This window comes from Streptomyces sp. NPDC002044, assembly GCF_040296725.1.
Taxonomy (GTDB): Bacteria; Actinomycetota; Actinomycetes; order Streptomycetales; family Streptomycetaceae; genus Streptomyces; species Streptomyces antarcticus.
This window is the reverse complement of record NZ_JBEOXU010000005.1, coordinates 32144-52096: the sequence shown is the minus strand read 5'-3', so window position 1 is coordinate 52096 and position 19953 is coordinate 32144. Positions and strand designations below refer to the sequence as shown.

Below are 19953 nucleotides of genomic sequence, written 5' to 3'. Positions count from 1 at the left end.
ACTCGGCTACGCCTGCGCGGCACGGTGCTTGGCCGCGCACTTCTCGCAGAGCCCGAAGATCGCGAAGTGCTTCATGTCGGTCTCGAACCCGAAGGTGGTGCGGAGCTTCGCGGTGAACTCGGCCGCGATGTCCACGTCGGCCTCGATCACGTCGGCGCAGTCCCGGCAGACCAGGTGGATGTGGTGGTGCCGGTCGGCCAGGTGATAGGTGGGGGCGCCGTGGCCGAGGTGGGCGTGCGAGACGAGCGCGAGCTCCTCCAGGAGCTCCAGCGTCCGGTACACGGTGGAGATGTTGATCCCGGACGCCGTCTTGCGCACCTGGACGAGGATCTCGTCCGGGGTGGCGTGCTCCAGGTGGTCGACGGCCTCCAGCACGAGCTGGCGCTGGGGAGTGAGCCGGTACCCGCGCTGGCGCAGGTCGGTCTTCCAGTCGGTGCCTTCGGTGCCTTCGGCGTGCTCGGTCCTCACCACCCGGCCAGTGTAAGCGCGGGGAGGGGACCGCGGGCGGTCCCGCGGTCCCCTCGTCGCACGGCCCGTGGAACGGGCGGGCGGATCAGCGGAAGAAGGCGATGCCGTCGTCCGGCATGTCCGGGAGGTTGCGCGCCATCTCGGCGACCTCCTCGGGCGTGACGACCTTCTTCAGCTGGGCCGACATGTACGGGCGCAGTTCGACGTCGGGGGTGGCCTTCTCGCCGACCCACATCAGGTCGCTCTTCACGTACCCGTAGAGCCGCTTGCCGCCGCTGTACGGGCCGGAGGCCGCGGTGCGGGCGACGGCGTCGGTGGCCAGGTCGATCTGCGGCTTCTGGTCGGCGAGCTCGCCGTACCAGACCTCGACGACGCCCTGGTCGCGGACCATGACGATCTCGACCTTGCGGTCCTTGTCGATGCGCCAGTAGCCCGACTCGGACTCCAGCGGCCGCACCTTCTCGCCCTCGGCGTCGAGGACCCAGGTGTGGGAGGTGTACTCCAGGAAGTCCCGGCCGTCGTGGCCGAAGACGACCTCCTGGCCGAAGTTGCACTTCTCCTCACCGGGGAAGTCGAAGACTCCCGCGCCCTCCCAGGTGCCGAGGAGGAAGGCGAGCGGGACGAGGCCCGGGTTCAGGTCGGACGGGATCTGGATCATGAATGGCTGCTCAGGCGATCTGTCGGAGGGGTTCCGGGGCGGTCAGCTGCGCGGACGCTCAGCGCTGACCCTGGTACAGCTTCTTGACGGCCAGGCCGGTGAAGGCCATGACGCCGACGCAGACCAGGACCAGCAGGGAGGTGAAGACTGCCTCAAGCACGGGGTGCTCCTCGGAGGATTCGGTGCGGTGTACGGGCCGGTCCCCAAGCCTACTGGCCCGGGGACCGGCGCACTCTGTGAGGTCCGCCGTACCGGTGGCTCCGGCCCGCGGTCAGCGCAGCAGCTGGTGCTGCAGGATCACCGTCTGGTGGAGGGGGACGGCGGGCAGCACCTCGCCCTTGCGGCTCTGGAGGATCACCGCCTGGACGTCACCGGACTGGACGCATCCGATCCTGACCTTCTCGTCGCCCACCGGGACGGACTCCTCGTGGACCGAGAGGCCGGTCCCGTCCGGAACCGACTGGTCGATCCTCGCCTTGCCCCACACCCCGTCGGTCTCGATCCGGTTCACGCCGTTCAGGTTCATGTCGGGGCCGCAGCCGTCGAAGGCGTCCGTGAAGCCCGAGGCGTGGAAGCGCAGCAGGTAGAGGCGGGTCCGGATGCCGTCCGGGGTGGTCCAGCCCCGGCCGACGATCTGGCGCAGGCCGTCGTCGGCGAACTCCTGCTTCATCTTCGCGCGCACGGAGGCCCCGTACTCCTCCAGGAAGGTGTCGACGGCCACCACGCCGTCCTTCTCCACCTTCAGCGCGGCGTCCGGGGTGGACCCCAGGGGCGCCGGCAGGAGCAGTTGCGTGAGGCCGGCGTAGTGGATGCCGTCCTCGTTGTCCGGGGCGAAGGGCAGGGCCGCGCCCGGGGGCAGCGCCGGCTTGGCCAGCTCCGGGTAGGTCCAGCGGCCGTCGGACGCGGTGGACAGCCCGGGGATGTCGGTGCGCTCGGGCTGGGAGATCCCGTACGCGACCCCCGTGGCGGCGGCGCCGAAGACCAGGAAGGCGGCCGTCCAGCGCAGGAACGCGAACAGCTTGCGGCGGTCCCTGGGAGCCGCGGCCGGGGCCAGGACCTCGGCGCCGGATTCCGGCGCGGGCCGGGTTTCCGGGGCGGGAGGGGCCGCGGCTCGCGGGGCCGCGGCGGCCTCCTCCGGGGCGGGCCCGGCTGCGATGGCGGGATGCTCGGTCACACGGACTCCCCGGGGGACTTCAGGTGGTTCAGCTGGTTTTTGAGGAACCCGACGGCTTCGGTCACCGAGAACTCGGGCTTGGGCCCGAAGGCGCGGAAGTTGACCATCACGTCACTCTCGACCGCCACGCAGTAGAGGGAGTCGATCTTCTCCTTCTTCTCCTCACCGACCGGCAGCACCCAGCACTTGGCGTCCGGGTAGCCGTCGACCTTCGGCGCGCCGCGGTCGGCGCCGCTGAGCTCCATGAGCTTCTTGGTGACCTCCGAGAAACCGCCCACGGCCTGCGGGCCGGCCTGCATGAGACGGACCTCCGCGACCAGGTAGCCCGAGCCCTTGGTGTAGCTGCGCCCGGCCAGGCCCTTGAGCTTGAGGCCGGCCAGCATGTCGTCGCGCTTCTTGCGCTCGGTGCTGGACAGGCCGTCCCTGGCCTCCTTGAAGCCCTCGACGGCCTTGTCGCCGGAGACGAAGAAGTTGTTCCCGTCGCCCGCGAGGTCGGGACCCGGCGTGAAGCCGCTCGGAACCGGGAGCAGCTTGCCCGAGAGGGCGTTCGCCGGCACCGGCGCGGGCTCCTCGGCCTTCTGGACCTTCTCCCCGAGGGGGACCCAGTAGGCGGTGGGCGCGGTCCGGTCGGCGTCCGCGACGGCGGAGACCGACCAGACTCCGCCGCCCGCGAGCACGGCGACGGCCAGACCCGCGGAGACGAGGACGGCCGTCTTACGGCGGCGGGGGGTCACCGGCCCGGCAGGCGCGGCCTCGGAGGGCGGGGCCGGGGGAAGCGGGGCATCGGGAAGCGGAGCCTCGGGCCGCGCGGCCGGGGCCTCAGCGGCCGGGGACGTCGGGAGCGGGGCCGCGGGCCCGGGTGCCCCGGCCGGGGCCGCCGGGGGGTTCTCGTTCTGCGGCTCGGTCACAGTCGCTCCAGCTGTCGCTCGGCCAGGCGGACGATGTCGCTCTCGGCGATCTTCCCGCCGCGGTTGTCGTGGTAGTAGATCGTCATCACGATGTCGCCGCGGCGGGCGATGGCCGTGGCACCGCGGGTCGGCTCGTAGCCCGGCTGCTCCCGGGCCTTCGAGTCCACCCAGACCCGCCCGAGGTCCCAGGAGATTCCGGGGATGGCCACGCCGGCGTAGCCCGCGTTCTCCTTCAGCGGCATGAAGGACGCCTGGTTCTTCTGGTAGTTCTCCGCGCCGGCGTAGTCGGTGAACTGGACCAGCTGGACCTGGACGAAGACCCGGTCACCGCGTGACCAGTGCGTCGAGGCGACCCGCCGGAGGCCCTCGGACGCGAATTCGCTCACGGCCAGGTCCGGCTTCTCGAAGTCCGCCGCGAAGACGTCGAGGCTGTCGTAGCCCTTCCCCTCGGGCTTGGTTCCGTCGGGCGCCTCGATCAGCAGCTTGCCGAGGTCGTCGTCGTTCTTGTGCCAGCGGTTGGCGTTGATCGTCTTGTTCGTCGTGCTGTCGTCCGGCGCGAGCGCCTTCGGGGCCACCAGGGTCCGCTGGGCCAGTGGCGGCAGCGGGGTGGGGTCGCGGTGGTACTGGACCGCGTAGCCGGCGACGGTTCCGGCGAGGACGCCGAGTACGGCCGCGGCCGCGATCAGGAGGGTCGTACGGCCCCGGCCGCGCGGTGGCGCGGCGCCGTCGGCCGTGTCGGCTACGGCGGCTACGGCGGCTACGGCGGCTACGGCGGCTTCGGCAGCGACCGGGGCCGTACCGGCAGCCGGTGCGGCGATCGGGTCCGAACCATCCGGCTCCGGGGCGGATTCATCCGCTTTCCGCAGCTCGGGGATGGTCTGTTCGTGTTCCAAGAATGTCCCCCACAGGGCTGGACGCGCCGGCTGGTTACCCGCGCGTACCCATGACCCGTTCCGGGGAGAAGCAGTTGTAAGGATGTCTATTACATTCTTGTCTCACTGGGTTTCACGGCTCGCGTCGCCGTTTTCCGTCCAGTTCGTCCCACCACTCGTCGGACTTCGGGTCGCCCGAGGGGTCGTCCCACCAGCGGTCGTCCGGGCCGCGCCGGTTCGCGATCATCGCGGCGACCGGCGGGATGACCATGGCGACCACGCACAGGGCGACCGCCGCCTCCACCGACCACAGGCGCACGAAGGACCAGGCGGAGACGAAGAGGAACAGGCATCCGCCCATGAGCAGGAAGTAGACGCGTCGGCGCCGGGCGTACATACCTCCAGCGTAGAGCGGGACGCCGCGCTGACAAGTGCGCGGACCCGGACGGCACGAAGGGCCGCACCCCGATCCAGTGGCGTCCAACCCCCGGGGGTGCGGCCCTTCGGCCGGCTCTGCGGTCATACGGTCGTGCGGTTACGCGGTGGTGCGCGGAGCGGTGGTCAGACCGCGATCGCCACGTCCGTCACGCCGCCGGCGTCGGCGACCACGACGTTGCGGTCGGCCGTGCCGCCCGGAACGAGCGCGCGCAGCGTCCAGGAGCCGGTCGCCGCGTAGAAGCGGAACTGGCCGGTCGCCGAGGTCGGGACCTCGGCGGTGAACTCACCGGTCGAGTCCAGCAGGCGGACGTAGCCGGACACCGGCTCGCCGCCCTGGGTGATCTGGCCCTGGATGGCGGTCTCACCGGGCTTCAGCGTCGCGAGGTCGGGCCCGCCGATCTGTGCTCCACACATGTTCTCTGTCCTGTCCTAGAGAGGTCGTACGTGACTACGGGCCCTGCGTGCCCGGCAGGGCCGACTGCTGGGCTACTTGGCGGGGCCGAGCTCGATCGGCACGCCGACCAGCGAGCCGTACTCGGTCCACGAGCCGTCGTAGTTCCTGACGTTCTCCTGGCCCAGGAGCTCGTGCAGCACGAACCACGTGAGCGCGGAGCGCTCACCGATGCGGCAGTAGGCGATGGTGTCCTTCGCCAGGTCGACCTGCTCGGCCTCGTAGAGGGCGGTCAGCTCGTCGTCCGACTTGAAGGTGCCGTCGTCGTTGGCGTTCTTCGACCACGGGATGTTGCGGGCGGTCGGCACGTGGCCGGGACGCTGCGACTGCTCCTGCGGGAGGTGCGCCGGGGCGAGCAGCTTGCCGGAGAACTCGTCGGGCGAGCGGACGTCGACCAGGTTCAGGGAGCCGATCGCGGCCGTGACGTCGTCACGGAAGGCGCGGATGGACTTGTCCTGCGGCTTGGCCTTGTAGTCGGTGGCCGGGCGGTTCGGGACCTCCTTGCCGTCGACCAGGTCGCGGGAGTCGAGCTCCCACTTCTTGCGGCCGCCGTCGAGGAGCTTCACGTCCTGGTGGCCGTAGAGCTTGAAGTACCAGTAGGCGTAGGACGCGAACCAGTTGTTGTTGCCGCCGTAGAGGACGACGGTGTCGTCGTTGGAGATGCCCTTGGCGGAGAGGAGCTTCTCGAAGCCCTCCTGGTCCACGAAGTCACGGCGGACCGGGTCCTGGAGGTCGCTCTTCCAGTCGATCCGGACGGCGTTGGTGATGTGGTTCTTGTCGTAGGCGGACGTGTCCTCGTCCACCTCGACCACGACGACGTTCGCGTCGTTCAGGTGGGCCTCGACCCAGTCGGCGTCTACGAGGACGTCGCTGCGGCTCATGGTGTTCTCCTCCGGGCAGTGTGCGGCGGGCTGTGCTGCGGGTGCTGCGAGGTGCGTGCGGTGCGGATGCGCTCGCCCGGTCCTGCGCGGGGAGGCGTCAGGGATCGGGAGGCAGGTGCGGTCACGCGGGAAAGCCGTCGTCCGGCTGGTGGAGCGGATGCGCTCCACAGGTCACATGGATCGACAGAGCATGGCGGCGACGCGACACAGGTCTACTGCCCGCCGCTTCGTGAGGTCCGCCTGCTGATGCTTCATAGGCATGGATCGTAGGGACGAATCGACCGCTCTGTCACCGGCGTGTCATATAGCGAGACAGGATCGTCCGAATAGTGGGATGAGAGAGCTCCGGGCGGCCGCCGCGCCGCTCCCGGGGCCCCTCCCGCGGCCCGTCCATCTGCGGATCGGACCGCACCGTCTCACGATCCGGCCAGCACCACGTTCGAGCCGGTCAGCGCGAGGTGCACGCCGGCCTCGTCGGAGGTCAGGGCCGACAGCCGCAGTCCGGCGGGCAGCCCGCCGTCGAGCCGGCGGTCGAAGTCGGTCTTCTTGCGGACCAGGCCCTCGATCCCGGGGATGCCCTCGCCGGGCACCTCTTCGGCGCGCACGCGGACGACCTTGCCGTCCTTCGGGTCCTTCGCGTCCTCCAGGGTGACGGTCGACACCACGCTGCGCGTCAGGGACTTGCCGAACACCTCGATGCCCGCGGTGACCTTCACCTTGCCCGGAGCGCCGCCGTAGGCGAGGGTCGCGCCGGTCTGCGAGGCCGCCGTCAGGTCGGCGTACGTGATGAGGGCGCTGCCCTCGGCGCGCCGGGCGGTGCCGCGCGTGTAGTCCCCGTTCAGCGACACCCCGCGGAAGCTCGCGTCGAGCTCCGCGAGACGGGTCTTGCGGCCGTCCGCCATCGCCTCGACGCCGCGCAGCTTCAGGTCGACCCGCTCCAGGTCCCGGCTGGCCGCCTGGGTCAGGAACGGGAAGCCGTGTATCTCCACCTCCGCGGTGCCCGCCAGACCCTGGCGGGACTGGATCCGGTCCGCGAGCTGGTTCTCGGCGTATCCGGCCGCCCAGCGGTCCGCGCCGACGAAGAGCGCCCCCAGGACCACACCGATGATCACGACCACACGTAGAAAGCGCACGTGCCCCTCCCCCTGACTACTTGTCGGTACGTGCGCCTAGTGGACCATGCCCGTTGTCGGGCAGGGATCAGCCCACCACCCGCCCGATCAGGTACACGGCGGGCGCGGCGGCCGCCAGCGGCAGCGCGACCCCGGCCGTCATGTGCACGAACTTCGACGGATAGTCATACGCCGCCACGCGCAGCCCGATCAGCGCGCACACCCCGGCGGCGAGGCCGACCAGGGCCCCGCCGGCCCCGAGGGAGGTCAGCCCGCCCACGGCGATGCCGGCGCCGGCGGCAGCCGCCAGCGAGACGCCGACCGAGGGCGCGGTGGGCAGCGGCAGGGCGCGGGCGAAGACGGCGACCGCGACGGCGGCCGCGCCGACGGTGACGGCCGCGGAGTCCGCGGCCAGGTATCCGGCGCAGACGATCGCCAGGGCGGCGGAGGCCACCGAGGCCATCAGCCCGTACATCCGCTCGTCGGGGTCGGCGTGACTGCGCAGCTGGAGCACGAGGGTGAGCAGCACCCAGGCGCCGAGGGTGCCGACGATCGCGCCGGGTCCGTACGGCTCGTCCACCGCGAGCACGGCCGCGTCGGCGACGAGGGCTCCGGCGAAGGCGAGGGCGATGCCCTGGCGGGCCGGCCACATGCCGTTGAGGCGGAACCAGCCGGCCGCGGTGAGCCCCTGGAGGGCGACCAGCGGCACGAGCAGGGCGTACGACCCGAAGACGGCGGCCGCGGCGAGCAGCACCCCGAGCGCGGCGGTCAGCAGGGCGGGCTGCGGACCGGGGTCGATGATCGGCGACCGGCCCTCGGCGCGGGCCTGGGCGGGGTCGACGGCCCGCAGGGTGTTCCCCGCGAGGGTCGGCGGGGAGTACGCGGGCTCCTCGCCGGCCGCCTCCGGAGCGGCGGGCGCGGCGTGGGCCGGACCCCGGGCCGCTCCCGGGGCGGCCCCGGGAGCCGCCCCGGGAGCGGGGTAGGGCGGCAGGTAGGCCGTCTGCTCGGCGGCCGGGCCCGCGGACTGCCCGGCGGCGGCCGGGCCCGCGGGCGCGGACCGCTCGGGCTCCGGTTCGGTGGCCTGGGGCGGCAGGTACGCCGTCTGCTCGGCGGCGGCCTCCGGCCAGCCGGAGGCGGCGGCGCCCCGGGACCAGTCCTGGACGGGCGCCTGCGGGGCGTGGGCCTGCGGGGCCGGGACCTCGTCCCGGAACCACCCCTCGGGCGCCGCGGCGGCCGGCTCCGGGGCCGGGGCGGCCTGGGCCTCGTCCCGGTAGGGCGGCAGGTACGCCGTGGCCTCCGCGGGGGCTTCCCGGTAGGGCGGCAGATACGCCGTCGCCTCGGCGGGGGCCTCGTCCCGGTAGGGCGGCAGGTACGCCGTGGCCTCCGCGGGGGCTTCCCGGTAGGGCGGCAGATACGCCGTCTCGGCGGCGGCCGGGGCCGCCGTGCCGCCGTCCTGCGGCCAGCCGGCGGCGGGCCCGGCCTGCGCGGCCTGGGCCTGCGCCGGCTGGTCCTGCTCGGCCGGCGCCTCGTCGCGGAACCAGCCGTCGGGTGCGACCGCCTGCGGGTACGCCTGCTGCTGGGGCTGTTGGGGCTGCTGGGGGTACGCCTGCCGGGCCTGCGGCGCGTACGCCTGCTCGGGCTGCTGCCCGTACGCCTGCGGGGCCAGCTGCCCCGGGTCCGCCTGCGCCGGGTACGACTGAGCCGGGTACGACTGCCCGTACGGCTGCCCGTACGCCCCGTCGTCCGGGGGCGTTCCCGCCCCGTCGGCGCCCTGGGCGGCGGCCTCGTCGCGGAACCACCCCTCGGGCGCCACCGGCCGGTCGGGGGCCGCGCCGACCGGCGGGTGCACCGGCTGGTAGCTGGTGTCCCAGGTGTCGGACTGCCAGGTCTGGGTGCCGTACGGGTCCTGCGGCTGGGCGTACTGCTCCTGCTCCGCCGGGGCCTGGCCCTGGGCCCGCTGCTGCCGTTGGTGCTGCTGTTGCTGCTGTTGCTGCTGTTCTTCGGGCGTGCTCATCGGCTCCCGCTCACCCGCCCGCGAACGGGGGGAGCACCTCGACGGTGCCCCCCTCGGCCAGCTGGACGGAATCGTGCGGGCGCTTGCCCACAGGCTCTTCGTTCACGAGGAAGGAGCAGCGCAGCAGGACCCGGGTCAGTTCCCCGGGGTGGCGTTCCCGCACGGCGTCGAGCGCCTCGGCCAGGGTGCGCGCCGAGTACGGCTCCTCCGCCGTCCCGGCCGCGGACTTGGCCGCCGCCCAGTAGCGGATGGTTCCGGTTGCCACTGCTGCTCCTATCGTCGGCTCTCTACCGTCGGCCTCCATGATGACCCCTCCTACCCCCCGCTCCGACGTGCATCCACGCGCCCCGTGTGCGCCCGGACGGTCCACCCGGAGGCCGCCGATCCGGTGAAACCGGGGCATACGCTGGACAGAGGCGTGGCAGGGACCACAGAACCGGTACCGGTAGAAGCCTCGGCCACGAAAGGGGCGGTGGGCTATTCTGCTGCGAAGAGGATCCGGGCAATGTTGCCCCCGGGTCCTTTTGTGCTTTCAGCGCGTTGAACAGAACGAGAACGGTGGTGTCCCTCCGGGCCTCAGGGCGCGGGGCCGGCCGGGACACCGCACACGAGGCACGACGCAGCACGCACCACGCACCACGTACGAAGCCGTACCGCGCACGTCCTCGACGGGACCGAGGAGGAACCGACGTGATGGACCAGCGAACCGTGTTCGACCGCCCGACCCGGGCAGGTGGTCGGGCATGAGCTCTCTCCTGCTGCTGACCAACGCCCTGCAGCCGTCGACCGAGGTGCTGCCCGCCCTCGGCCTTCTGCTGCACAACGTCCGGGTGGCGCCCGCCGAGGGCCCCGCCCTGGTGGACACCCCCGGAGCCGACGTGATCCTCGTCGACGGCCGCCGCGACCTGCCGCAGGTGCGGTCGCTGTGCCAGCTGCTCCGCTCCACCGGGCCGGGCTGCCCGTTGCTCCTCGTCGTCACCGAGGGCGGTCTCGCGGCCGTCACCGCCGACTGGGGCATCGACGACGTACTCCTGGACACCGCGGGTCCCGCGGAGGTCGAGGCGCGGCTGCGGCTGGCCACCGGCCGCCAGCAGCTGGGCTCGGACGACTCCCCGATGGAGATCCGCAACGGCGACCTGTCGGTCGACGAGGCCACGTACTCCGCCAAGCTGAAGGGGCGGGTCCTGGACCTGACCTTCAAGGAGTTCGAGCTGCTGAAGTACCTCGCCCAGCACCCGGGCCGGGTCTTCACCCGCGCCCAGCTGCTCCAGGAGGTCTGGGGCTACGACTACTTCGGCGGCACCCGGACGGTGGACGTCCACGTACGGCGGCTGCGCGCGAAGCTGGGTCCCGAGCACGAGTCGCTGATCGGCACGGTCCGCAACGTCGGCTACCGCTTCGTCACCCCCGAGAAGGTAGAGCGGGCGCAGGCGGAGGCCGCGGCACAGGCGGCGGCGCAGCTGGCGGCGCAGGCCGCGTCCGCCGCGTCCCAGGCGGCCGCGCGGAGCGCCGCGCAGGGCTCGGGTCACGGCTCCGCCCCGGACGCCGCGGCCGTCACCCGGGCGGCCGAAGACCCCGTGGGCATCCACTCCGCAGGACGCCCTGCCCAGAGGTAGGTCACCCCGCGTAGACTGCCGCGCGTGGCCAAGGTGACGCGGGATGACGTGGCGCGACTTGCGGGTACTTCTACCGCCGTCGTGAGCTACGTCATCAACAACGGACCCCGGCCGGTTGCCCCGGCCACGCGCGAGCGTGTCCTCGCCGCGATCAAGGAGCTGGGCTACCGCCCGGACCGGGTCGCCCAGGCGATGGCCTCACGGCGCACCGACCTCATAGGCATGATCGTCCCGGACGCCCGGCAGCCGTTCTTCGCGGAGATGGCGCACGCGGTCGAGCAGGCCGCCGCCGAGCGCGGAAAGATGGTCCTGGTCGGGAACTCCGACTACCGCGACGAGCGCGAGGTCCACTACCTCCGGGCGTTCCTCGGCATGCGGGTCTCGGGCCTGATCCTGGTCAGCCAGGGCATGAGCGAGCGCGCGGCCTCGGAGATCGAGGCATGGGACGCGCGGATCGTGCTGCTGCACGAGCGCCCCGAGGCGATCGACGACGTCGCCGTCGTCACGGACGACATCGGCGGCGCCCAGCTCGCCACCCGCCACCTGCTGGAACACGGGCACCCGTACGTGGCCTGCCTCGGCGGCGTGGAGAACACCCCCGAGGTCGGCGACCCGGTGGCCGACCACGTCGAGGGCTGGCGCCGGGCCATGCTGGAGTCCGGCCGCTCGGTGGAGGGCCGGCTGTTCCAGGCCCCGTACAACCGCTACGACGCGTACAAGGTGGCCCTGGAGGTCCTCTCCGGGCCGGACCGCCCCCCGGCGATCTTCTGCGCGACCGACGACCAGGCGATCGGCGTCCTGCGGGCCGCCCGCGAGCTGCGCATCGACGTGCCGGGCGAGCTGGCCGTGGCCGGGTTCGACGACGTCAAGGAGGCGGCCCTGACGGACCCGCCGCTGACGACGATCGCCTCCGACCGCCCGGCGATGGCGCGGGCCGCGGTGGACCTGGTGCTGGACGACGGGCTGCGGGTCGCGGGGTCGCGGCGGGAGCGGCTGAAGCAGTTCCCTTCGGCGCTGGTGATCCGGCGGTCGTGCGGCTGCCGGTAGCCTCCGGCGGTCGGTGGGGGTGTGCTCTGCTCCGGCCGGGCCTCTGCGCGCGGCGTCCTCCGCGCGTTCCTGCCCGCGGGCCGGCTTCTCGGGGCTCCGCCCCGAACCCCGCGCCTCAAACGCCGGCGGGGCTGATCGTGGTCGCTGCCGCCCCGGATGTGCCGCCTCGCCAGTGGGAGGCTGGGCGCGACTGCTGCCAATATGTCGCTTTTAATGGCATTCGGGGTTTGAGGTCCTGATGGACGGGGTCCGAAGCGCCTGAGGGGCTGCGAGCGGCTTACCACAGGTCCTTATATGGGGCATACGCGGTTCTGTCGGGCTTCTCAGGCCAGGCTCAGGAAGCTCTCATGATCCGCGGACAGAGTCGGGGACATGACCGACAGCTTCCGCCGCGAAGGCGAGTACCCGCAGGAGAACCGCCCGGCCCAGCACCCGCCCTTCGGCGAGGACTGGCAGCGGGGGCGTGACCGGCTGGCCCAGGACGCGGCGGGGGCCTCGTACCCGCCGCCGCCCGCGTATCCGCCCGCCCCCGCGCCCGGCTGGCACGAGGCGCACCAGCCTCCGGTCATCCAGGGCGAGACGGTGCCCCCGGCGGGCGCCGCCTGGAGCGGTCCCGCCCACGCGGCGCCCGCGCCCCGCGCCAGGAGGCCGGTCGCGCTGCTGGCCGCCGTGGCGCTCGCCGCGGCCGTCGTCGGCGGCGGCACCGCGGCCGCCGTGCAGCAGTTCGCCGGGCACTCGGCCGCCGGCTCCGGCGGCGGGGTCAGCGGCTCCAACGTCTCGCAGTCCAGCATCGGCACCGTTTCCGGCGTCGCCGAGCAGGTCAGCCCCTCCGTCGTCCGCATCGACACCCGTACCGGCTCCGGCCAGGGCACCGGCTCCGGCATCGTGATCACCGCCGACGGCGAGATCGTCACCAACAACCACGTGATCAGCGGTGCCTCCGAGATCCAGGTGACGATGAGCGACGGCAAGAAGTACAGCGCGAAGACCGTCGGCACCGATCCCGACAAGGACCTCGCCCTGATCAAGCTGGAGGGGGCCAGTGGCCTCAAGCCCGCCAAGCTCGGCGACTCCGGCGGTCTGAAGGTCGGCGACCAGGTCGTCGCCATCGGCTCCCCCGACCGCCTCACCGGCACCGTCACCAGCGGGATCGTCTCCGCGCTGGAGCGCGAGGTGAACGTACCGAAGTCGGAGCAGCAGTCCCCGCAGAGCAGGCAGCAGCAGGGCGGCGGCTTCCCGTTCTCCTACGGCGGCCAGCAGTTCAACGGGAACACCGGCTCGGAGACCACCTCGTACAAGGCCATCCAGACGGACGCCTCCCTCAACCCCGGCAACTCCGGCGGCGCCCTCGTCAACATGAACGGCGAGATCGTGGGCATGCCGTCCGCGATCTACTCCCCTTCCAGCGACAGCGCCGGCGCCGGCAGCGTCGGCCTCGGCTTCGCCATCCCGGTCAACACCATCAAGGCCGACCTCGACTCCCTCCGCAAGGGCGGCCCCGGCGGCGCCGGCTCCGGGACCGGCGGCGAAGGCACCGGCTCCGCCACCGGCGGCGCCGCGAACGGCTTCGGCACCTCCTTCTAGCGTGCGGGCCGGGCGCCGCGCGGCAGGCGCGAGTGTGACGACACCCCCCAGCCCGCCCGTGCGAGGCTGGAAGGCGCCGCCGCGCACCGACCGCACACCCCTGGGGGAGCATCCATGAACGCCGCCGAAGACGACCAGCAGCGCATCCTCGTCGTCGACGACGAGCCGGCCGTGCGCGAGGCCCTGCGCCGCAGTCTCGCCTTCGAGGGCTACGCCGTACAGACCGCCGTCGACGGGATCGACGCCCTCGACAAGGCGGCCTCGTACGCCCCCGACCTGATCGTGCTGGACATCCAGATGCCCCGCATGGACGGTCTGACGGCGGCCCGCCGGCTGCGCGCCGCCGGGGGCGTCACCCCGGTGCTGATGCTCACCGCCCGCGACACCGTCGGCGACCGCGTCACCGGCCTCGACGCGGGCGCCGACGACTACCTCGTCAAGCCGTTCGAACTCGACGAGCTGTTCGCCCGCGTCCGCGCCCTGCTGCGCCGCAGCTCGTACGCCGCCCCGCGCACCGGCGGCGCCGAGCCCGAGGACGCGCTGGTCTTCGGCGACCTGCGCATGGACCTCGCCACCCGCGAGGTCACCCGGGCCGGGCGCCCGGTGGAGCTGACCCGTACCGAGTTCACGCTGCTGGAGATGTTCCTCGCGCACCCGCGCCAGGTCCTGACCCGGGAGCAGATCCTCAAGACCGTGTGGGGCTTCGACTTCGAGCCGAGCTCCAACTCCCTGGACGTGTACGTGATGTACCTGCGGCGCAAGACCGAGGCGGGCGGCGAGCCCCGCGTCGTGCACACGGTGCGCGGGGTGGGCTACGTCCTGCGGGCCGGCGAGAGCGGGCCCGAGTGAGTCCGGCGGCCCGGTTCCGCGCCCTGCCGCTGCGCTCGCGCCTGGCGCTGCTGGTCGCGGTCGCGGTGGCGGTCGCCGTGGCCGGGGTCGCGGCGGTGTCCTGGGTGATGGTGCGCACCCAGCTGCGCGACCAGCTGGACCGCTCGCTGATGGCGACCAACCCGAACCCCGAGGTGGGGCGGGTCCTGGAGGTGGGCCGCTGCGTGACCCGTCCCGCCGAGTCCAAGCAGGACATCGCCGGGAACCTCAACGCGACCGTCCAGATCGTCACCGCCCAGGGCGGGCACTGCTGGGTGAGCGGACCGGCGACCCTGCCCGTGACCGCCGTCGACCAGGAGATCGCGGCCGGCAAACGGCGGGCCACCCTGCAGGACGTGACGACCTCCGACGGCGTCGACATGCGCGTCTACACGACGCCCGCACAGGTGTCCGGCGGGCGCGTGTTCGGCATCTCCATCGCCAAGCCGCTCGCCGACATCGACAAGCCGCTGTCCACCCTGGCCTGGGTCCTGCTGTTCGTGTCCGGCGTCGGCGTGGTCGGCGCGGGCGCGGCGGGGCTGTGGGTGGCCCGTACGGGGCTGCGGCCGGTCGACGAGCTGACCGACGCCGTCGAGCACATCGCCCGGACCGAGGACCTGACCGTACGCATCCCCGACGAGGGCGACGACGAGATCGCCCGCCTGTCGCGGTCCTTCAACTCCATGACGGCCGCGCTCGCCTCCTCCCAGGAACGCCAGGCCCAGCTGATCGCGGACGCCGGGCACGAGCTGCGCACCCCGCTCACCTCGCTCCGTACGAACATCGAGCTGCTCGCGCGCAGCGAGGACACCGGGCGGGCCATCCCGCCCGAGGACCGCCGGGAGCTGCTGGCCTCGGTGAAGGCGCAGATGACGGAGCTGGCCGCGCTGATCGGGGACCTCCAGGAGCTGTCGCGGCCGGACGCGGTCTCCCCCGGCCCGCTCGGGGTGGTGGCCCTGCACGAGGTCGCCGGGACCGCGCTGTCCCGGGCCCGGCTGCGCGGTCCGGAGCTGGACTTCAGCTCCGCCCTGGAGCCCTGGTACGTACGGGGTGAGGCGCCCGCGCTGGAGCGGGCGGTGGTCAACGTCCTGGACAACGCGGTGAAGTTCAGCCCGCCGGGCGGCAGGGTCGAGGTGACGCTGCGGGCGGGCGAGCTGACCGTACGGGACCACGGGCCGGGCATCCCCGCCGAGGACCTTCCGCACGTCTTCGAGCGGTTCTGGCGCTCCCCGTCGGCGCGCGCCCTGCCCGGCAGCGGGCTGGGCCTGTCGATCGTGGCCCGTACGGTGCAGCGCGCGGGCGGCACGGCGCGGCTGCGCGCGGCCCGGGACGGCGGCCCGGGCACGGAGGCGGTGCTCCGCATCCCGGGCGCGCCGGCCCCGCCGCCGTCAGTTGTGCCGGATCAGTGAGGCGACGAGGCCGCCCCGGGTGTTCGGGAAGTCCATCGGGACGATGCCGAGGCCGGTGCGGCCGGCCATCTCGCCGCCGTCGACGAAGCCGTGGACCTGGGGGTTGAGGCGGTCGGAGTTCCAGCGGGGCGGCATGTAGGCGGCGGTGCTGGCGTAGTTGACGAAGAGCTTGCCGGGCTGCTGGACGGCCTTGCGGAAGTGGTTCTCGATCCGGCCGCGCTTGGCGAAGGGCTCGGTGTTGTAGTCGTCCTGGATGTCGAAGACGTTCCCGTCGCCGTAGCGCAGGCCGGGCAGGCCGCCGTTGTCGGCGAGGAGGACGACCTTGCCGCGGGCCTGGCCGAGGGCGGGCAGGGTGTCGGCGATGCGGAAGAGCGGGCGCCAGCCCCGGTTGTCGAGGTAGTCGTCGAAGACCGCGCGGAAGGTGGCGTCGCTGTCGCCGGAGTACTCCTGCTTGACCCGCATGAGGACGGTCTCGGAGGGGTGGGCGGCGAGGAAGTTCCAGCAGGCCACCAGGACGTCGCCGAACATCAGGTCCTGGAAGAAGGCCGCGTGGTGGATGGCGAACGATCCGCCCGTGACCCGGCAGCGGACGTCGAGGAAGCGGATGCCGGAGTCGAGCTGCTGCGCGATCGAGGTGTTCTGGCAGGCGACGTAGAGACCGCCCTTGGTGGCGCCGGAGTCGTGGGTGCCGGGGATGGTCATCCGCTGGAGGGGGGTGGCGTCGCCGAGGCCCGCCATCCAGTCCTGGGTGCCGAGCGCCTTGGCGGAGGCCGGTGCCGCCGGCCCCAGCCCGATCGCCGCGCCGGTTCCCGCCGCCAGTGCTCCGACCAGAAACGCCCGCCGGTCCAGTCCCATGTCCGCCCCTTCGCCGACCCAGTGATGGGCGGATTATGGCGTGGACACCTCAGGAATACTACCTACCGGTAGTGCCGGATCCGGGCCGCGCGACGGGCGCGTCCCCTTCGTCCAGCAGCGCGGCCAGCCCGCGCAGCCCCGCCGCGAGCTCCCGGCCGGTCGGGGCCTGCTCCGGGTCGGTCAGGGCCTGCACCATGACCCCGGTCATCAGCGCGATCTGCACCGACCCCAGGCTCCGGGCGTCGGCCTCGGCCACCTCGGACTCCGGCACCCCCCGCAGCAGCGCGGCCACGTGCGGGCGGGCGGCGCGCTGCCCGGCGGCCAGCGCGGCGAGCAGCTCCGGCGAGGACTGCGCGTGCACGAACGCCTCGACGTTGGCGATCCACAGCCAGCGCAGCTCGCCGAAGTTGCGCACCTTGCGGTCCCACATGTCGGCGAACCGCTCCTCGGCGCTCTCGCCCTCCCCCGCGAGCCCGCCGACGGCGTCGCTCCACTCGTCGATCGCCGCGAAGAGCGCCTGGTTCAGCAGCGCCTCACGTGAGCCGAAGTGGTAGCCGATCGCCGCCATGCTCACCCGCGAGGCCGCGGCGATGTCGCGCACGGTCGTGCGCAGATAGCCCTTCTCCTCCAGGCAGCGGCGCGCTCCGGCCAGCAGGTCCTCGCGATTTCCCATGGCGGGATCGTAGCCGCGCGCCTTTTTGGGCAAGCGCCCTACACGAGCGTATTGCGCACGTGCCCAACTCCTGTCAGGCTGGGACCACCCAGACATGACGGAACGGGGAGAACGCATGCGCCACGACCTCACGATCGACGACCGCACCCTGTCCTACCTGGACTTCGGCGGCCCCGGCCGCCCGCTCCTGGCCCTGCACGGCGGCCTGTCCGAAGGCGCCCACTTCACCGGCCTGGCCGCCGCCCTCGGCGACGACTGGCGGGTCATCGCCCCCGACCAGCGCGGCCACGGCGACTCCGACCGCGCCGACGCGTACGACCGCGCCGGATACGTCACCGACGCCGTCGCCCTGCTGGAACACCTGGGCCTCACCGCCGCCCCCGTGGCCGTCCTCGGCTTCTCCCTCGGCGGACTCAACGCCTACCGGCTGGCCGCCGACCGGCCCGACCTGGTCGGCGCGCTCGTCAACGTCGACGCCCCCGTGGAGATCCCGAGCCCCCTCGGCCACGGCTTTCTCGGCTTCCTGCCCGGCCTTGCGTACACCGCGGAGACCCGCGGGGAACTCGTCGCGGCCTGCGGTCCGTTCGGCGAGGGCGTCGCCCCCTTCCTGCGGCCCCTCCCGGACGGCTCCGGCTGGCGGCTGCCGTTCCACCCGCAGGACACCCTGGAGACCGTGGAACAGGGGTACGGATCCCACTGGGACACCTGGCTCGCGAGCGACTGCCCGGCCCTGCTCGTCCACGGCCTGCGCAGCACGGCCCTGCCCCAGGCCCAGGCCGACGCGATGGTCGCCCGACGCCCGGGGACGGCGTACGTCGGCCTCGACACGGAGCACTACGTTCCGTTCCAGGACCCGGAGGGCTTCACCCAGGCGGTCAGGACGTTCCTGGCCGGCCTCTGAGTTCCTCGCCTCTGAACCTCTGTGCCTCTGAACCTCTGCGTCTCCGCGCCTCTGTGCCTCTGCGCCCCTCCCGGGACGGGGAACGCCGGAGGGGCGGCGGGCCGTCGGGCCCACCGCCCCTCGGGGCGCACTGCGCGCGGTACCGCGCGGGAACTACTTGACGACCGTGATCCGGTTCGCCGCCGGCGGGGCGATCGGGGAGGCCGCGGAGGAGTTGTTCGTCAGGTAGGCGTTGAAGCAGTCCAGGTCGGACGCGCCCACCAGCTTGTTCTTGTGCTCCTTCAGGACGGTGAACCCGTCACCGCCGCCCGCGAGGAACTCGTTCATCGCGACGCGGTAGGTCTTGGCCGGGTCGATCGGAGCGCCGTTCAGCCGCACCGAGTCCACGACGATGCGGTCCGCACCGGCCTTCGTCGTGTCCAGGGTGTACGCGAAGCCCTTCGACACCTGCAGGATCTTCGGGCTCAGGCCGTTGACCGGGCCGCTGACCTGCTGCTGGAGCGTGGTGATCAGCTGGGCGCCGGTCAGGTCCACGACGTTCATCATGTTCGTGAACGGCTGGACCGTGAAGGACTCGCCGTAGGTGACGACGCCGTCGCCCTCCTGGCCCGAGGCCCTGTAGGCGAGGTCCGAGCGGATGCCGCCCGGGTTCATCAGCGCCAGCTGCGCGCCGCCCTTGTCGGCCGGGGCCAGCGCCTCCAGCTGCGCGTCGGCGATCAGGTCGCCCAGCGGCTTCTCGAACTCCGGCGAGCCGCGGCCCGGGATGTCCGCCGAGATGAAGCCCTGCGGACGGTTGGCGACCGGGGCCGCCAGCTCGTTCCAGCGCTGGATCAGCTCGGTCATGTCCGCGGCCTTGGGCTGCTCGCGGGTGACGACCTTGTTGACCGGCTTCGGCGAGGTGACCGGCGTACGGACGATGTCCTTGGTCTGCCGGTCGTACGTCAGCGTGGTGTCCGTGTACAGGCGGCCGATGGAGGCGGCCGAGGTGACCGTACGCGGGTTGCCCGCCGGGTCGGGGATGTTGCAGGCGTACGCCTGGTGCGTGTGGCCGGTCACCAGCGCGTCGACCTTCGGGTCCACGTTCTTGGCGATGTCGACGATCGCACCGGAGATGCCGGCGCCCGCGCCCGGGGCGTCGCAGTCGTAGTTGTACGCGCCGTTCGCGGGCAGACCGCCCTCGTGGATCAGCGCGACGATCGACTTCACGCCCTGCTTGTTCAGCTCGGCGGCGTACTTGTTGATCGACTCGATCTCGTCGCCGAACTTCAGGCCCTTGACGCCCTCGGCGGTCACGATGTCCGGAGTGCCCTCCAGGGTGACGCCGATGAAGCCGATCTTCACGTCCCCCTTCTTCCAGATGAAGGTGGGCGACATCAGCGGACGCTTCGTCTTCTCGTCCGTCACGTTCGCGGCGAGGTAGGGGAACTCGGCGCCCGTGAAGGTCTTGCCGAACTCGTAACAGCCCTCGACGGGGTGACAGCCGCCGTACGCCATGCGGCGCAGCTCGGTCTTGCCCTCGTCGAACTCGTGGTTCCCGACGCCGGACACGTCCAGGTCGAGCTTGTTCAGCGCCTCGATGCTCGGCTCGTCGTGGAAGAGCCCGGACAGCATCGGGCTGCCGCCGATCATGTCACCGGCGGCGGCGGTGACGGAGTACTCGCGGCCCTTGCGGGCCTCGCGCAGGCTGGTCGCGAGGTACTCGACCCCGCCCGCGGGTATGGCTTTGGTGGTGCCGTCGGCCTGACGTTCGGTCACGGTGCCGGAGGAGCCCTGCGGGGGCTCCAGCGTGCCGTGGAAGTCATTGAACGAGAGCATCTGCACATCGACGGTCCGGCTCTTGGCCGCACCGCCACCACTCGCGGCGCCGGCCGGCAGTGCGGCGGCGACCATCGCCCCGGCCCCGACCGTGACGGCGAGGGCGGTGAGGGTCAACCGGCGGGAGCGGCGGAGCCGTTGTGGCGTCGCTGACATTTGTTCCCCTTCGTGGACAGCGAGACAGCTTGGGAGGTCCGCCGCAGCCTATGG

21 protein-coding genes are annotated in these 19953 nt (G+C 72.6%); 6 read left to right on the top strand and 15 right to left on the bottom strand.

Features of this window, described 5'->3' with window-relative positions:
* Positions 1-6: 6 nt before the first annotated feature.
* From ABT106_RS02515 to ABT106_RS02460, 12 genes are all read right to left on the bottom strand, one after another.
* Positions 7-471, bottom strand: a complete 465-nt coding sequence (locus ABT106_RS02515; protein ID WP_351271128.1) for a Fur family transcriptional regulator — start codon at positions 469-471, stop codon at positions 7-9.
* An 82-nt stretch (positions 472-553) separates the two neighbouring features.
* On the bottom strand, positions 554-1126 hold the full coding sequence (locus ABT106_RS02510; RefSeq protein ID WP_351271125.1) for a heme-binding beta-barrel domain-containing protein: 573 nt from the start codon (positions 1124-1126) through the stop codon (positions 554-556).
* 271 nt (positions 1127-1397) lie between these two features.
* Complete coding sequence (locus ABT106_RS02505; protein ID WP_351271123.1) at positions 1398-2300, bottom strand: hypothetical protein; 903 nt, start codon at positions 2298-2300, stop codon at positions 1398-1400.
* Positions 2297-3208, bottom strand: a complete 912-nt coding sequence (locus ABT106_RS02500) for a hypothetical protein (RefSeq protein ID WP_351271120.1) — start codon at positions 3206-3208, stop codon at positions 2297-2299. Before ABT106_RS02500 ends, ABT106_RS02505 begins: the two co-directional genes overlap by 4 nt.
* Positions 3205-4101 (bottom strand): hypothetical protein, encoded by an 897-nt coding sequence (locus tag ABT106_RS02495; RefSeq protein WP_351271118.1) that lies wholly within the window; start codon positions 4099-4101, stop codon positions 3205-3207. The genes ABT106_RS02500 and ABT106_RS02495 overlap by 4 nt, the downstream gene beginning before the upstream one ends.
* Before the next feature lie 112 nt (positions 4102-4213).
* The gene (locus ABT106_RS02490; RefSeq protein ID WP_351271116.1) at positions 4214-4477 is read right to left on the bottom strand and encodes a DUF3099 domain-containing protein; all 264 of its coding nucleotides are present in this window, start codon (positions 4475-4477) and stop codon (positions 4214-4216) included.
* A 164-nt stretch (positions 4478-4641) separates the two neighbouring features.
* Positions 4642-4932: a DUF1416 domain-containing protein gene (locus ABT106_RS02485; RefSeq protein ID WP_351271113.1), complete on the bottom strand. Its 291-nt coding sequence runs from the start codon at positions 4930-4932 to the stop codon at positions 4642-4644.
* A gap of 72 nt (positions 4933-5004) precedes the next feature.
* Positions 5005-5850 carry a sulfurtransferase gene (locus tag ABT106_RS02480; RefSeq protein ID WP_351271111.1) on the bottom strand — a complete coding sequence of 282 codons (846 nt, stop codon included), beginning with the start codon at positions 5848-5850 and terminating at the stop codon, positions 5005-5007.
* Positions 5851-6021: 171 nt separating this feature from the next.
* On the bottom strand, positions 6022-6105 hold the full coding sequence (locus tag ABT106_RS02475; RefSeq protein WP_350206375.1) for a putative leader peptide: 84 nt from the start codon (positions 6103-6105) through the stop codon (positions 6022-6024).
* Between the two features lie 161 nt (positions 6106-6266).
* A complete protein-coding gene (locus ABT106_RS02470) occupies positions 6267-6983 on the bottom strand; it encodes an LmeA family phospholipid-binding protein (protein ID WP_351271108.1) in 717 nt (238 codons plus the stop codon).
* A gap of 67 nt (positions 6984-7050) precedes the next feature.
* Complete coding sequence (locus ABT106_RS02465; RefSeq protein ID WP_351271245.1) at positions 7051-8244, bottom strand: hypothetical protein; 1194 nt, start codon at positions 8242-8244, stop codon at positions 7051-7053.
* Between the two features lie 742 nt (positions 8245-8986).
* The gene (locus tag ABT106_RS02460; protein WP_351271105.1) at positions 8987-9241 is read right to left on the bottom strand and encodes a MoaD/ThiS family protein; all 255 of its coding nucleotides are present in this window, start codon (positions 9239-9241) and stop codon (positions 8987-8989) included.
* Positions 9242-9719: 478 nt separating this feature from the next.
* Between ABT106_RS02460 and ABT106_RS02455 the strand changes: the two genes are divergently transcribed.
* The 5 genes from ABT106_RS02455 to ABT106_RS02435 all read left to right on the top strand — a co-directional run bounded on the left by ABT106_RS02455 (position 9720) and on the right by ABT106_RS02435 (position 15499).
* Positions 9720-10592 (top strand): winged helix-turn-helix transcriptional regulator, encoded by an 873-nt coding sequence (locus ABT106_RS02455; protein WP_351271102.1) that lies wholly within the window; start codon positions 9720-9722, stop codon positions 10590-10592.
* A gap of 24 nt (positions 10593-10616) precedes the next feature.
* Positions 10617-11639, top strand: coding sequence for a LacI family DNA-binding transcriptional regulator (locus ABT106_RS02450; RefSeq protein ID WP_267724417.1), 1023 nt, complete (start codon positions 10617-10619; stop codon positions 11637-11639).
* A 372-nt stretch (positions 11640-12011) separates the two neighbouring features.
* Complete coding sequence (locus ABT106_RS02445) at positions 12012-13223, top strand: S1C family serine protease (RefSeq protein ID WP_351271098.1); 1212 nt, start codon at positions 12012-12014, stop codon at positions 13221-13223.
* 114 nt (positions 13224-13337) lie between these two features.
* Positions 13338-14072: a response regulator transcription factor gene (locus tag ABT106_RS02440; protein WP_351271096.1), complete on the top strand. Its 735-nt coding sequence runs from the start codon at positions 13338-13340 to the stop codon at positions 14070-14072.
* Positions 14069-15499 (top strand): HAMP domain-containing sensor histidine kinase, encoded by a 1431-nt coding sequence (locus ABT106_RS02435; RefSeq protein ID WP_351271094.1) that lies wholly within the window; start codon positions 14069-14071, stop codon positions 15497-15499. Before ABT106_RS02440 ends, ABT106_RS02435 begins: the two co-directional genes overlap by 4 nt.
* On the opposite strand, the gene ABT106_RS02430 is transcribed toward ABT106_RS02435, so the two are convergent.
* Together ABT106_RS02430 and ABT106_RS02425 are read right to left on the bottom strand one after the other, a co-directional pair.
* The gene (locus ABT106_RS02430) at positions 15479-16354 is read right to left on the bottom strand and encodes a phosphatidylinositol-specific phospholipase C (RefSeq protein WP_351271092.1); all 876 of its coding nucleotides are present in this window, start codon (positions 16352-16354) and stop codon (positions 15479-15481) included. The genes ABT106_RS02435 and ABT106_RS02430 overlap by 21 nt on opposite strands.
* Positions 16355-16412: 58 nt before the next feature.
* Positions 16413-17027 carry a TetR/AcrR family transcriptional regulator gene (locus tag ABT106_RS02425; protein ID WP_351271089.1) on the bottom strand — a complete coding sequence of 205 codons (615 nt, stop codon included), beginning with the start codon at positions 17025-17027 and terminating at the stop codon, positions 16413-16415.
* A 115-nt stretch (positions 17028-17142) separates the two neighbouring features.
* Between ABT106_RS02425 and ABT106_RS02420 the strand changes: the two genes are divergently transcribed.
* The gene (locus ABT106_RS02420) at positions 17143-17928 is read left to right on the top strand and encodes an alpha/beta fold hydrolase (protein ID WP_351271087.1); all 786 of its coding nucleotides are present in this window, start codon (positions 17143-17145) and stop codon (positions 17926-17928) included.
* Positions 17929-18081: 153 nt separating this feature from the next.
* Here ABT106_RS02420 and ABT106_RS02415 read toward each other — a convergent pair whose 3' ends face one another.
* Positions 18082-19899, bottom strand: coding sequence for a bifunctional metallophosphatase/5'-nucleotidase (locus ABT106_RS02415; protein ID WP_351271084.1), 1818 nt, complete (start codon positions 19897-19899; stop codon positions 18082-18084).
* Positions 19900-19953 lie beyond the last annotated feature (54 nt).

What these genes read in the sequence shown, in the direction of transcription:
- ABT106_RS02510 (WP_351271125.1), bottom strand. Translation starts at nt 1,126, where the DNA reads ATGATCCAGATCCCGTCCGACCTGAACCCGGGCCTCGTCCCGCTCGCC.
- ABT106_RS02490 (WP_351271116.1), bottom strand. Translation starts at nt 4,477, where the DNA reads ATGTACGCCCGGCGCCGACGCGTCTACTTCCTGCTCATGGGCGGATGC.
- ABT106_RS02485 (WP_351271113.1), bottom strand. Translation starts at nt 4,932, where the DNA reads ATGTGTGGAGCACAGATCGGCGGGCCCGACCTCGCGACGCTGAAGCCC.
- ABT106_RS02480 (WP_351271111.1), bottom strand. Translation starts at nt 5,850, where the DNA reads ATGAGCCGCAGCGACGTCCTCGTAGACGCCGACTGGGTCGAGGCCCAC.
- ABT106_RS02475 (WP_350206375.1), bottom strand. Translation starts at nt 6,105, where the DNA reads ATGAAGCATCAGCAGGCGGACCTCACGAAGCGGCGGGCAGTAGACCTG.
- ABT106_RS02455 (WP_351271102.1), top strand. Translation starts at nt 9,720, where the DNA reads ATGAGCTCTCTCCTGCTGCTGACCAACGCCCTGCAGCCGTCGACCGAG.
- ABT106_RS02445 (WP_351271098.1), top strand. Translation starts at nt 12,012, where the DNA reads ATGACCGACAGCTTCCGCCGCGAAGGCGAGTACCCGCAGGAGAACCGC.
- ABT106_RS02440 (WP_351271096.1), top strand. Translation starts at nt 13,338, where the DNA reads ATGAACGCCGCCGAAGACGACCAGCAGCGCATCCTCGTCGTCGACGAC.
- ABT106_RS02430 (WP_351271092.1), bottom strand. Translation starts at nt 16,354, where the DNA reads ATGGGACTGGACCGGCGGGCGTTTCTGGTCGGAGCACTGGCGGCGGGA.
- ABT106_RS02425 (WP_351271089.1), bottom strand. Translation starts at nt 17,027, where the DNA reads ATGGGAAATCGCGAGGACCTGCTGGCCGGAGCGCGCCGCTGCCTGGAG.
- ABT106_RS02420 (WP_351271087.1), top strand. Translation starts at nt 17,143, where the DNA reads ATGCGCCACGACCTCACGATCGACGACCGCACCCTGTCCTACCTGGAC.
- ABT106_RS02415 (WP_351271084.1), bottom strand. Translation starts at nt 19,899, where the DNA reads ATGTCAGCGACGCCACAACGGCTCCGCCGCTCCCGCCGGTTGACCCTC.